Origin of the sequence: Moraxella tarda, assembly GCF_035181405.1 — a bacterium.
Taxonomy (GTDB): domain Bacteria; phylum Pseudomonadota; class Gammaproteobacteria; order Pseudomonadales; family Moraxellaceae; genus Moraxella.
In genome coordinates, this window is record NZ_JAYGGV010000001.1 from 283,986 (window position 1) to 297,777 (window position 13,792).

General features: G+C 40.6%; 12 protein-coding genes. 10 read left to right on the top strand and 2 right to left on the bottom strand.

From position 1 onward, the window contains the following. The first annotated feature begins 205 nt into the window (after positions 1-205). Positions 206-1,957: an L-lactate permease gene (locus U9670_RS01425; protein WP_323841792.1), complete on the top strand. Its 1,752-nt coding sequence runs from the start codon at positions 206-208 to the stop codon at positions 1,955-1,957. 220 nt (positions 1,958-2,177) lie between these two features. Beyond that, entirely contained in the window at positions 2,178-3,386 is a 1,209-nt protein-coding gene (locus U9670_RS01430; RefSeq protein ID WP_323841791.1) for an alpha-hydroxy acid oxidase, read from the top strand. A 122-nt stretch (positions 3,387-3,508) separates the two neighbouring features. On the opposite strand, the gene U9670_RS01435 is transcribed toward U9670_RS01430, so the two are convergent. Beyond that, positions 3,509-5,347: a SurA N-terminal domain-containing protein gene (locus U9670_RS01435; RefSeq protein ID WP_323841790.1), complete on the bottom strand. Its 1,839-nt coding sequence runs from the start codon at positions 5,345-5,347 to the stop codon at positions 3,509-3,511. Between the two features lie 238 nt (positions 5,348-5,585). Beyond that, positions 5,586-5,918, bottom strand: coding sequence for an HU family DNA-binding protein (locus U9670_RS01440; RefSeq protein ID WP_323841868.1), 333 nt, complete (start codon positions 5,916-5,918; stop codon positions 5,586-5,588). Between the two features lie 496 nt (positions 5,919-6,414). Between U9670_RS01440 and U9670_RS01445 the strand changes: the two genes are divergently transcribed. From U9670_RS01445 to hscA, 8 genes are all read left to right on the top strand, one after another. Then, positions 6,415-7,110 carry a hypothetical protein gene (locus U9670_RS01445; RefSeq protein ID WP_323841789.1) on the top strand — a complete coding sequence of 232 codons (696 nt, stop codon included), beginning with the start codon at positions 6,415-6,417 and terminating at the stop codon, positions 7,108-7,110. Positions 7,111-7,489: 379 nt separating this feature from the next. After that, positions 7,490-8,002: an Rrf2 family transcriptional regulator gene (locus U9670_RS01450; RefSeq protein ID WP_323841788.1), complete on the top strand. Its 513-nt coding sequence runs from the start codon at positions 7,490-7,492 to the stop codon at positions 8,000-8,002. Next, entirely contained in the window at positions 7,999-9,222 is a 1,224-nt protein-coding gene (locus U9670_RS01455; protein ID WP_323841787.1) for an IscS subfamily cysteine desulfurase, read from the top strand. The genes U9670_RS01450 and U9670_RS01455 overlap by 4 nt, the downstream gene beginning before the upstream one ends. A gap of 230 nt (positions 9,223-9,452) precedes the next feature. Beyond that, positions 9,453-10,250 (top strand): hypothetical protein, encoded by a 798-nt coding sequence (locus U9670_RS01460; protein WP_323841786.1) that lies wholly within the window; start codon positions 9,453-9,455, stop codon positions 10,248-10,250. A 53-nt stretch (positions 10,251-10,303) separates the two neighbouring features. After that, positions 10,304-10,684 carry a Fe-S cluster assembly scaffold IscU gene (iscU, locus tag U9670_RS01465; protein WP_323841785.1) on the top strand — a complete coding sequence of 127 codons (381 nt, stop codon included), beginning with the start codon at positions 10,304-10,306 and terminating at the stop codon, positions 10,682-10,684. A 255-nt stretch (positions 10,685-10,939) separates the two neighbouring features. Then, positions 10,940-11,260 (top strand): iron-sulfur cluster assembly protein IscA, encoded by a 321-nt coding sequence (gene iscA / locus U9670_RS01470; protein WP_323841784.1) that lies wholly within the window; start codon positions 10,940-10,942, stop codon positions 11,258-11,260. Between the two features lie 10 nt (positions 11,261-11,270). Beyond that, complete coding sequence (gene hscB, locus U9670_RS01475) at positions 11,271-11,795, top strand: Fe-S protein assembly co-chaperone HscB (RefSeq protein ID WP_323841783.1); 525 nt, start codon at positions 11,271-11,273, stop codon at positions 11,793-11,795. Between the two features lie 88 nt (positions 11,796-11,883). Then, on the top strand, positions 11,884-13,749 hold the full coding sequence (hscA, locus tag U9670_RS01480) for a Fe-S protein assembly chaperone HscA (protein WP_323841782.1): 1,866 nt from the start codon (positions 11,884-11,886) through the stop codon (positions 13,747-13,749). Positions 13,750-13,792 lie beyond the last annotated feature (43 nt).

Below are 13,792 nucleotides of genomic sequence, written 5' to 3' on the forward strand. Positions count from 1 at the left end.
ATTACACTCAAAAAATAATATTAAAAAATAACATCAACATATTCCTTTTTGATAAAAAAGTGAGTAAAATGCCACTGAATTTTAAGTGGTGATCACTTAACTGTTCTACTCTAACATCTTTTTTATAAAAAACAAACCATAATTTGATGTGCTATATCATTTTATTTAGCATTTAACATTAAGATGGTTACATGGAGCGTCTATCATGCTTACCTTTTTGGCACTATTGCCAATTCTCATTGTTTTTGCCTTGCTGGTTGTGATGCGTCTGCCCGCCAAAATTGCAATGGCGATTGCTTATTTTTCAACAGCGGCATTATCTTATTTCGTTTGGCATACCAGTGGCAACCAAGTCGCTGCTGCTACCATTCATGGTGTATTGACCGCCGTAAATGTCTTATTCATTGTATTTTCTGCAATTTTACTGCTCAACACCATCAAAGAGTCTAGTGCGATTGTTGCCATTCGTCAAGGCTTTATGAATATAACTCCTGACCGCCGTGTACAGATGATTATCGTTGCATGGTTATTTGGTTCACTGATTGAAGGTTCTACAGGCTGGGGCACACCCTCTGCAGTGGGTGCACCACTGTTACTTGCCTTAGGATTCCCTGCAATGGCTTGTGTGATGGCAATTCTCATCATTCAATCTACACCTGTATCATATGGTGCGGTAGGCACACCAATTTTAATCGGTGTGAATTCAGGTCTTGAAAACAAAGAAGATGTGAGTGCTGCCATTGCCGAGCAAGGCATTGCTTTTGGCGATTATATCGTGCAAATCGGTGCAAATGTCGGCTTTGTACACTCAGTGGTTGGCTTCTTAATCCCTCTGATTTTATGCGGGTTTTTGACACGATTCTTTGGTGAAAAGCGTTCATTCACTGAAGGCTTAAAGGCTGCACCGTTTGCAATTTTTGCAGGACTTGCCTTTACCATTCCTTATTACCTGACTGCCACATTTATCGGTCCAGAGTTGCCATCACTGATCGGTTCTGTTGTTGGTCTTACCATTGTTGTTCCTGCAGCAAAATATGGCTTTTTAACACCAAAACAAACCTTTGATTTTGCACCAAGAAATGAGTGGGAAGATGATTGGAAAGGCACACTTGCCGCCACCAATGTAGACATTAATGAAACATCAAAATTCTCTGTCATGCGTGCATTTACGCCATACTTGCTGGTGATTGGCATCTTGGTTGCTACTCGTACCATCAAGCCATTAAAGGCATGGCTTAATGAAAATGCGGTGATTACTTTTAGCAACATACTAGACACCTCAATCACCAATAAAACTCAACTGCTGTATTCACCTGGTACGGTACTATTGCTTGTCTCTATCATCTGCATTTTCTTATTTGGCATGAAAGGCGACACAATCAAAAAAAGCTGGTCAGCTTCTGGCAAAACCATGCTTGCCGCTGCACCCGCCCTGCTATTTTCAATTCCAATGGTACAAGTATTCATCAACTCTGGCACACCTGCCGATGTTGCTGAGCCAATCCTTGCTATGCCAAAAGTCCTAGCGGCAGGTGCTGCCAGCGTTTTTGCAGATATGTGGCCATTGGTTTCCCCTTGGATTGGTGCATTGGGTGCATTCATTGCAGGCTCAAATACTGTATCCAACATGATGTTTAGTCATTTTCAATGGAGTACTGCCGCACAAATTGACCTAAACGCCATTGAAGCTGCTAAAGTTGTTGCTCTACAAGCGGTTGGTGGTGCAGCAGGCAACATGATTAGCGTGCATAATGTTGTTGCAGCCTGTGCAGTTGTGGGCATGATTAACCGAGAAGGTATGATCATTCGCAAGACCTTGATTGCCATGACTTACTATGCCATTCAGGCAGGTTTGGTTGGTATGGCAATCATTTTCAACCCTATCTGGTGGGTTGGTGCCATCATTTGGCCGATTGTATTTTTTGGCGTAATGTCAAAAACTGGTGCTAAAGCCTAAACACTTTTCATGCATCACAAAACAGGTTTGTCAATCAAGCCTGTTTTTATTTTAATTTTAATCATTTTTTTTAAAAAGATGACAAAATCATTGGGATTTTGAACAAAAAAGCGGTAAAATAAACAACGAAAATTGATCATATTTTTATTTTTTTACACCCTAATGATTGGGTAAATTTTTAATATTGACATTTTATAAACTCATCAAAGAAGGTCGTCTTATGGCAGATTTAAGCAAAATTACCGAGATTGAAGATTTGCGTCGTATCGCTGAACGCAAAGTACCACGCATGTTCTATGACTATGTAGATTCAGGCTCATGGACTCAGACCACCTACCGCAATAATGAAACTGACTTTGATCGCATTAAGCTACGCCAACGGGTGCTGGTAGATATGGAAGGTCGCTCACTTGCTACCAAGATGATTGGGCAAGAAGTGCATATGCCTGTGGCAATCGCCCCAACTGGCTTTACGGGCATGATGTGGGCAGATGGTGAGATTCATGCTGCTCGTGCCGCTGAAAAATTTGGCATTCCTTTTTCACTGTCTACCATGTCAATTTGCTCCATTGAAGATGTGGCAGAAAATACCACCAAACCCTTTTGGTTTCAGCTTTATGTCATGCGTGATAAGAAATTCATGGAAAATCTTATCCATCGTGCTAAAGCGGCCAACTGCTCTGCCCTTATCTTAACAGCAGACTTACAAGTACTTGGACAACGCCACAAAGACATCAAAAATGGCCTATCAGCACCACCAAAACCTACCCTAAAAAACATCATCAATCTCATGACCAAGCCTGAGTGGTGTTTTAATATGCTTGGCACCAAACGCCATACATTTCGCAATATTGTGGGTCATGCCGAAGGCGTTGGCGACTTATCAAGTTTGTCATCATGGACAGCCGAACAGTTTGATCCACGCCTAAACTGGGACGATGTCGCTCGCATTAAAGACTTATGGGGTGGTCCGCTGATTATCAAGGGTATCATGGAACCAGAAGATGCTGTATTAGCCGCTCGCTCTGGCGCAGATGCCATGGTGATTTCTAATCACGGCGGTCGCCAACTTGATGGTGCACCAAGCTCTATTTCTGCCTTATCTGACTGCGTTCAAGCTGTACAAGCTGAAAACTCAAACTGTGAGGTCTGGTTGGATAGTGGCATTCGTTCAGGTCAAGATGTGTTAAAAGCAATTGCCCTTGGTGCAAAAGGTACGATGATTGGGCGTTCATTCTTGTATGGCTTAGGTGCTTATGGCGAAGATGGTGTACGCCGTGCATTGGAGATTATTTATAAAGAATGTGATATTACAATGGCATTTTGTGGCCACACCAACATTAACACCGTCAATGAAGACATCTTTATTAAAGGAACTTACGAAAATCTAAAATCCTCCAACCCTCACATCACACCAATTCGCTGGTAAAAAGAGGGTTTGATATAAAGATTTAAGTAATATCATATGCACATAGGCCACATTATTTACATATGATATCTTTTAGACCATAAAAAACCACGCTCATTAGCGTGGTTTTTTATACACCCTGCTTATCTTAATGCGTCTTTATTTACTTTGACAGTTGTGGTATTTTTAAGGTACTCAATATAGTCTGATAGCTGATCTTGTCCGATATTATCACGAATCATCAAGGCAGCTTGCATTCTCTCTACCGCTGAGATTTGTGCAGTTGCTTGTGTACTAACAGGTCCACCCACAATCACACTCGCCCCATTTTCTGTTTGTACCGCCCAAACATCATGAGCATTTGATTGATGCAAGAATAAACTTGAACGCTCTTGAGGGGATAAGTTTGGATTTTGTCGTGTAGTCATACCAAAATTTGCACTTGGTAACATCAATGATTTGGCATTGGTGGCCTTAGCATCACTGACAACCTTTTTGGCAGCATCAAGTGCCAGTTGAGTGGCTTTTTGTTTGGTAAGCACCGCCTTGATGTCGTTACTTGCCTCTGACAATGTTAAGCTCTTAGCCTCTTGATGATTGGTTGGTTGCACCCAAACGGTTTTATCACCTAATGTAATATTAGCACTAACAGCTTGATCCTGAATGGTAAAATCATCAAATGCTGCTGCAATCACCACAGGCTGTGCCAATGCTGTACTATTATTTTGCTTTGGATAATTTTTAATGATTTTCGTTGAAAGACCTGCTTCTGAGGCAATATCAGCAACACCCATACCATCGGTTGCCATTGTATTAATTTTACCAATCAAATCATTATAAGCCACTTGGCGTTGTTTTTCAGTTGCCATTTTCACCAATTCATCACGCACACCATCAACTGTCACATCACCAAGTTTGGTTACTTTAAAAATCTGATACCCAAAACTTGTCTTAACAGGCATACTGACCTGACCAACTTTCAGACCTGCCAACGCTGCATTGACCGCCCCTGCATCACGACCAAAAACAGCAGGATTATACTTGCCAATATAGCCACCTGATTTACCACTTGGATCATCAGAATATGCCTTAGCAAGCGATTCAAAAGATTCACCTTTGTCTAGCTTAGCCTTAATATCATCAGCTTTGGTTTTGGCATCAGTACCAGAAAGTAGGATTTGCGACAGCTCACGACCATCAGTCATGCCTTTTTGCTGTAAATAAGCATCAAACTGAGCGGTAACATCTGCATCGCTTGGCGGACCAACTTTTATGTCATTGGGCATCAGCTCAATATAAGTTAAATCTACCGACTCTGGACGGATTAACTTATCTTTATTGGCATTATAATACGCCTCAATCTCAGCTTGCGACACCGTAATACCATTGACATAATCTTGCCAGTCAAAGCGATGCACCCAAACCTCTCGGGTTTCTAATTGCAGGTCAATCAAGCGACTGACCTGTGCATCTGGATAAATCGCTGTACCCAAAATACTTGCTGTCAATTGACGAATGTTTAGCTGCGTGCGAAATCTATCAAAAAGTTCATCTTTGGTCAGATTGTTATTCTGCAAAAATAGTGCAAAAATATCGTTAGAAAATTGCCCATTCTCATGAAAGCTCCCATCTTGGGCAATCAGGCGACTGATCGCCTCATCTGAAACCGTCATACCCAAAATATGTGCCTGATTTTGTAATAACGCACGACTGATGAGCGACTCAATCACTTCATCAACCAGTGCCTCTTCATTAATCATGCTAGGATCATTTCTTTGTAAAAGCTGTGTGCGATAGCTATTTAATTCAGATTGAAATACATTCATTCCGATTGTGCTGTCCCCCGCTCGAATCAGCTCATTTGAACCCATCGCACCGCCACCACCGATGCCCTGTACGCCCAAAAATGCCATTGGCACCAAAATCAGCCCCATCATTATCCGACCTGGCCAACTTTGCAAAAAATCACGCAATTTTTCCATAAGAAGTCACTTTTTTAGAAAATTCAATTAAAGAAATTAAACCTTACTATAATACGCTAAATCTTAAAAATACTCAAAATTTTTTCATATTTTTTTATTGACGCCAGATAAGTTTTGCTTTAAATAATAAAGCAAATAAACCCAATATCTTTTCATCAGGCAAGATAAAATGCTCAACAAAAAACGCCCCTGTTTTGCAAAGGGCGTTTATTGTCATATAAGTAAGGTGCTGTGAAAATTAATTCACCGCATCTTTTAAACCTTTACCTGCTTTAAAGCCTGGCACTTTGCTGGCAGCGATTTGTAGCGGTTCGCCAGTTTTTGGATTGCGACCACTACGAGCAGCACGCTCTTTTACGCTAAAAGTACCAAAACCAACCAATACCACATCATCACCACGCACCAACGCACCTTGTACGCTTGAAGTGAATGCGTTTAGTGCCTTAGCAGCTTGATCTTTGGTTAGACCAGCTTCGTTTGCAATTGCGTCAACTAGTTCTGACTTATTCATATGAAAATTCCTCACAACGGTAGAGTTAAATGAATCAAATAGTATACCAACAAACAACATTGCGTCTGTCGTTGTGTTCATTGTATGATTATCGCTGGTTATTTACAAGTAGCTAACTGCAAAAATCTTGTAAAATTTACAAAAAACCAGTGAAAAGTTTGTAAAAATCTTTCAATTGGCTAAAAAATTGATGATAACGCAAATACAAACCTTCACTTACTGATGCGTTTTTTAGTCATAATAAAACCTTATAGCAAAATCACCCACAATACGCAAGCAAATTTATACAAAAATTTATACAAATATGTAATTTATGCGGTAAAAATCGTATATTTTTTGCAAAAATCTGCAATTTTTTGCACAGTTATTTTGATTTTTGGATTTTTTAGGATACAATCTTAATCGAGCGTACAATCAACTTAATCAAGCGTACAATCAAGCTTCAAACAAGGTTTACCTTGTTTAATGAATCAAATGAGTTTAATTAAGATAAATTTAAAATTTAAATCAGTTTCAGTTATTGTAAATATTTACAAATAAACCCTAGGATAATTTTATGGCGGCTCACCCAATCCAATCTAAAAACAGCTCTTTAGCCAATGACACTGCCAAACCATCTGGTGCGATTTCACAAGGTGTTTTAAATGTCATGTTGGTTTTTTTAGAATCAGCAATGACTCTCATGCTCAGATTCAACCCAAAATTACGCCAACTTGCCTATCCACTCGTTCAAGATGGTGCTGTGGTCAGTATTCGTACTTATCTACCTCATGTACAAGTATTTGCCACTTTTAACCAGCATGGCATTTTACTTGACACCCAATTACCCACCCATAAAGAAACCGCTGATATCATGGTGAATGCTTATAGCTTTCAGCTCATGAGCGTGCTTAGCAACCACAGTATTGATGCGGTTGAAAAACTGCAAATTCGTGGCAATCAAACACAAGTAACACAGCTTAAAGAGTTTTTGGTACAACTTGGTGTCGGTGGCGTAATAGATCAACTTTTGCGAAAAGTCAAAAAAACATCGGAAAATAAAGCAACACCACAAGACCACGCTGAAAAAATCAGCGAGCTTAAAGCAAAGCTGTCCAATCAATCTAACAAAATTGATGAATTAAGCACCCAAAACGCTCGTCTTAGTACTCAGCTTGTTGAAGCCAAAAACAAACAAAAAAGCACTTTTATTGGTTTTATTATTGCAAGTTTATTGGCGGTCATCTCGTTATTTTCTCATTTATTTTTTTAATTCATGCAAACTGGTTTAATTTTTTTAAAGTGATTGGAAAACTTAGTAAAAATAAAAGCGTACCACCAGATACGCTTTTATTTTAATCAATTGACCATATTCTTAACTTATTACCCATTTACCAAAGGCGTTTGAGCCATTCAATGACATATCTTGCCCAGCACTCGCTGCCATCTTTATTTTTTTACATCAAATACCATCACATCAATTTATTTTATCAATACAGATATTTGATAAAAAATATAACAAACGCAATCAAACAATCTTGACCTATTTACTCGGAATTATTATAATAACAACAGTTTATTACTCTTACTTTTTTTATTTTATTCAAAACAAAATAAATAGCAGCAACTGAATATTTTTAGGTATTTTTAGTATGCGTTTAACCACTCGTGGCAGATATGCAGTTACTGCCCTACTTGACTTGGCAGTACAAGAAAACCGTCATCAAGGTGCAGTCTCACTGTCTGACATCGCCAAACGACAATCCATCTCTATTTCATACCTCGAACAATTATTCTCAAAACTTCGTAAAAAAGGTTTGGTCAATAGCACACGAGGTGCTTCTGGTGGTTATCATCTTGCCAAACCTCTTGATGAAATTGACATCATGAGTATTATTACTGCTGTTGATGAAAGCGTAAATGCCATGCAATGTGGCGGTAAAGGCGATTGTCAAGATGGCACCATGTGCTTAACACATGACTTATGGTATAATTTATCTGCCCATATTGAAGCGTATTTAAGTAATGTTACTCTTGATCAATTGCTTAATTCAAAAAACACACAAAATATCGCTGACCGCCAAGAGCACAAAATTCACGGTGATAAAGGCGATAAAAAAGAACACATTAACACCATTAACTTACTTGGGGTAAATCCAGCATGAGCCAGAATTCCTTAATTTATCTAGACTACGCCGCCACCACACCAATCGCCCAAGAAGTGGCGGACAAGATGGTCAAATACATGACCTTTGACGGGGTGTTTGGTAACCCTGCCAGTCGCTCGCACGGTTTTGGCTGGCAAGCCGAAGAAGCGGTAGAAAACGCCCGCTTGCAAATTGCCGAGACGGTGGGTGCCGATAGCCGTGAGATTGTGTTTACCAGTGGGGCGACCGAGTCGGACAACCTTGCCCTAAAAGGCGTGGCACATTTTTACCACAGCAAAGGCAAGCACATTATCACCAGCAAAATTGAGCATAAAGCCATTTTGGACACTTGTCGTCAGCTTGAAGAAGAAGGCTTTGATATTACCTATCTTGACCCTGAGGCAGGCACAGGCTTGATTACCCTTGATATGGTCAAAAATGCCGTGCGTGAAGACACCATTTTGGTGAGCCTAATGGCGGTCAATAACGAGCTTGGCACGACCACCGATATTGCCAGCATTGGCGAGTTTTTGCGTGAAAAAGGCGTGCTTTTTCACGTGGACGCCGCCCAAGCGGTTGGCAAAATCAAGATTGACCTTGAAACACTCAAAGTGGATTTGATGAGCTTTTCTGCCCACAAAATCTACGGCCCCAAAGGCATTGGTGCCTTGTATGTCCGCCGTAAACCCCGTGTGCGACTCAAAGCCGAACAGCACGGCGGTGGACACGAGCGTGGTATGCGTTCTGGTACGCTTGCCACGCACCAAATCGTGGGTATGGGCGAGGCGTTTGCCTTGTCTGCCAAACGCTTTGATGAAGACCACGCCCACATCAAGGCTTTGCGTGATAAATTGTGGAATGGCTTACAAGACATTGAAGAGATTTATCTAAACGGCAGTTTTGAGTCTGGCATTCCCAACATTTTAAATGTCAGCTTTAACTTTATTGAAGGCGAAAGCCTGATGATGAGCTTAAAAGACTTGGCGGTATCAAGCGGTTCTGCTTGTACTTCTGCCACGCTTGAACCGTCTTATGTGCTGCGTGCCATCGGTCGCCCTGATGAGCTTGCCCACTCGTCTATCCGTTTTAGCTTTGGGCGTTATACCACCGAAAAAGACATTGATGCGGTGCTTGCCCAAATCAAAGAAGCGGTGGACAAACTGCGTGAACTGTCGCCTCTGTGGGATATGTTCAAAGAAGGCGTAGATTTTAGCAAGGTTGAGTGGCAAGAGCATTGATTTTTTGTTTAAAAAAATAACCTATGAACAATAAGTATTTTTTTGCCCTATTTATCATTTTATTGAATAATATAGTGTTTGCAAATACTTTACCAATCGGCATTAGAAAGGCGGATTTGCCAACCTATTCGCCAGATAATCCAAATTTGTCTCTATGGATTGGTGAAAATGCTTATATGGAAGGTGGTTCGGAAAGTCTATATCTTTATTCGGACGGTGCTTATTGTTTTATGGGTGGTGCAGTTGGTGGGTTTGTTTCTTTAACGGGAAAATGGCAATTTAATACTAATAAAACAGGTATTGATATTAAGATTAATTTAATTGATAACAATCAATTTTTTATTGGTACTGGTATTGCTGAAACATATGATTATGAACAACAAAAAATGGTTGTCGTTCCAAATTTTGTTCACATAACTGATGCCTTTTTTATGTATAGCCCTGTTTATATTGGTTTTGGTAATCAAGAAATCCCCAATGAAATGGTGTTGTTTGAGTACCATAAACACAATGATAGAATTACCATTCCTAATAATAGCAAATATCTATTTGTTAGCTCGGAATTGGGTGATGATAAAGAATATAAGATTGCCCGTTTTGATTTAAGCAAAATCAATGAACAATCTTATTCGGTGGTATTACTAAAAAATGATTATGGTATCGGTATTCCTAGCTATTTTGGACAATCATTGCAAGATAAACCGCCAAATTATTTGATTAAAAGTGGTAAATTGGGTTATATTCCCTACCCAAAACAACCACAAAACATCAAATATTTTAAGGCTAGTTTTAGTATTGATTTAACAATTTTTAACCAAAATAAACATAAAGAAAATTATCAAAAATTCAAAGATGATTTAAGGGTTAATGCTGATTTTGGTAAATTGTACCGTTATTGCTCGGGTCAATCTAATGAATTTTACTTTGATGTGCTTGAAAATGAGCAAAGTAATTTAACCAAACCTACTTATATCCAATGGCGTGGCAAAATTGCCCCAACCGCTGATTGGTTAAGCCCAAGAGATTAAATTTTTATTTAAGCCAAGCAAAATTATTTGCTAGCAACAAAAGAGGAAAAACTATGGCATATTCAGACAAAGTCATTGACCATTACGAAAACCCCCGCAATGTGGGCAATCTTGACAAAAACGCCAAAAATGTTGGCACGGGCATGGTGGGTGCGCCTGCCTGTGGCGATGTGATGCGTTTGCAAATCCAAGTTGATGACGGCGTGATTACCGATGCCAAATTCAAAACCTATGGCTGTGGCTCCGCCATTGCATCAAGCTCATTGGTTACCGAATGGCTCAAAGGCAAAAGCCTAGACGAAGCGGTGGCGATTAAAAACAAGGACATCGCCGAAGAGCTGGCATTGCCCCCTGTCAAGGTGCATTGCTCGGTATTGGCAGAAGATGCGATTAAAGCGGCGATTGAAGACTACCAGTCCAAAATGTCTGCCTAAGTTGTCGTTAAGTGATATAAAGCCCAAGTTTTAATTGGTTTGTTGGCTTTTTATTAATTAAAGCTTATTAATTAAAGCTTATTAGACTTCCTGCGAAACCTTGAAATAAGGAAAACCGTTCGTGGTGAGCTTGTCGAACTATAACGGTTTTCCGCCACCCTTCGACAAGCTCAGGGCGAACGGAAAACCTAGTATCGCAGGAAATCTGTTGATTAAAGCTTGGCAAATTTTACTTGGCAAATTAAAAGGCACTTTATGATTCATTTAACTCAAAATTCTGTCAAACACATCAAAGACTTTTTGGCAAATCGTGGCAAGGGCGTAGGCATTCGGGTGGGTGTGCGTACCGCAGGCTGTTCTGGGCTTGCCTATGTGCTTGAATTTGTGGACGAACCCAATGATACCGATGTGCGTTTTGACAATGACGGTGTGGGCGTGTTTGTGGACCCCAAAAGTTTGGTGTATTTGGACGGCTTGACGATGGATTATGTTACCGAAGGGCTAAATTCTGGCTTTAAATTTAAAAACCCCAACCAAACAGGCGAGTGCGGTTGTGGCGAATCGTTTACGGTATAGTTGGTGTCTTATGTCTTTGAATAAAAACAATTTTTTTGAATTATTTGGCTTGCCTGTGGCATTTGAGATTGATAAAAACACACTCAAAAAATCACTACTAGCCTTACAAAAACAATATCACCCCGACCAAGCCAGTAGTGATACAATACCGACACAAATGGCATCACTCATCAACCATGCTTTTGATACACTAAATCGTGATGACACTCGCGCTTCTCATTTGCTCAGTCTTGCTGGTGTAACATGCGATTTGAATGCGTCAATTAATGATTGGGATTTTTTGGACGAAATGTTAGAATATCGTATGGCACTAGATGATACCAACAATAGCGAGGATTTAAACCAAATTCTAGCCGATATCAATGCTAAAAAATCAGCTTTTAATGCCAAATTTTCTTCATCTTACCACAGTCAAGATTGGCAAAAAGCAATCAGTCATGCGCAAAAAATTCAGTTTTTAGAAAAGCTTACGATTGATGTTGAGCACAAGCTGACCGAAAACTTGAACACACCTGATGATGACCTTTATGTGTGATAGCTTAGTGTTCTTAAAATTTATCAGTCAGCCATTTTTCATTTGCCGTCTTAGATAGACTGCACATAGCCAGCTTTTAAGAGATACCATGTCTTTATTGCAAATTAGCGAACCCAACCAATCAAAAAACCCTCATCAACACCGTTTTGCCTTAGGCATTGACTTAGGCACAACACACTCTTTAGTTGGTGTGGTACGCTCTGGGCGTGCCGATGTTCTAAACTTTGGCGACAGTCCACTTTTACCAAGCGTGGTCTATTATGGGGACAAATCCAATCGCCCTTTGGTCGGCAAACCAGCCTTGCAGTACAGCGAAGATGGCAAAAATACCATCATATCCGCCAAGCGGTTCATGGGTCGTAGCAAAGCGGATATTAAATTTTCTCACCCATACACTTTATCAGGTGGCAAGCATACCATGCCGACTTTTGTTACTGCACAAGGTGAAAAATCACCCGTAGAAACATCGGCTCATATATTGTCGCATTTAAAACGCCATGCCGAAGCCATCTTACCGCCCAACAGCATCGCAGGAGCAGTAATCACTGTGCCAGCTTATTTTGATGAAGCACAACGCACAGCCACTAAAGACGCAGCAACCACAGCGGGATTGACCGTACTTCGCTTATTAAATGAACCAACCGCTGCTGCCATTGCCTATGGACTGGATAAGAATGCCTCAGAGGGCATCTATTTGGTGTATGATTTGGGTGGTGGAACATTTGATGTATCAATTCTTCGCTTGTCTGATGGCGTGTTTGAAGTGCTTGCCACAGGTGGTAATAGTGCCTTGGGCGGTGATGACATTGATCGATTGATTGCCAATCATCTGATAAAAACCGCCAAACTTAATCCTAATGATATCAGCAATCAAGAAAAATCAAACCTTGCCAAACTTTCACGACAGCACAAGCAAGCACTCAGTACAAGCCATGCCACAATGATTGAAACTGATATTGCCGATACGCCTACTCAGATAATACTAAATAACCATATCCTTGCTGACATTATTGAGCCTGTAACTCGTCGCACTCTACAGATCTGCCAGCAAGTGCTACAAGATGCCAAAATCAGCAAAGCCGATGTATGTGAAGTTGTTTTGGTTGGTGGCTCAACCAGAATGCCAACCATTCAAAAGGCGGTAAGAGAATTCTTTGATAAAGAACCACTTTGTACACTAAATCCCGATGAAGTCGTGGCACTTGGTGCAGCTCGTGTTGCCGATCAGCTGATTAACAAGCGTGATGATAATTTGTTATTGCTTGATGTAACGCCATTATCTTTAGGGCTTGAAACCATGGGCGGGTTGACTGAGGTCATCATTCCTAGAAACACACCAATTCCCGTGGCACGCCGTCAGATTTTCACCACACATCAAGACAATCAAACAGGCATGGTAATCCATGTCGTGCAAGGCGAGCGAGAAACAGTGGCAGACTGTCGTACTTTGGCACGCTTTGAACTATATGGCATTCCACCAATGAAAGCAGGGCACGCACGCATTGAGGTCAGCTTTAATATTGATGCCAACGGACAACTGACCGTTTCTGCCCAAGAAACAACCACAGGTGCACGCAGTCAAATTCAAGTCAGTCCAAGCTATGGGCTCTCCGCCAAGCAACAAGAACAGCTATTGCGTGCTGGTTTTGAGTATGCCAATGAAGATAAGCGTCTTCGCATGCTGATTGAGGCCAAAGTTGAAGCTGAGAGAGAAATCCTTGCCTTAGAGTCCGCTTTGGTGGAATTTTCCCATTTGCTAAATATTGATGAACAATCTAAGCTTCAATTTGCCATACAAGAGCTACGCCAAGCTCTAAATAGCGATGATAAAAAGGTAATTGATACTGCCAACAGTAGACTTAAACCCCTAAGCGACCATTTTGCCGCTGTCATCATGGATCAAAATGTCAAGTCAGCACTCACAGGGACAAACACCTCTGATTGGCAAAGCTGAATCATTTATTAAAATTGACCAACTTGAATCAACCAATGAAGAT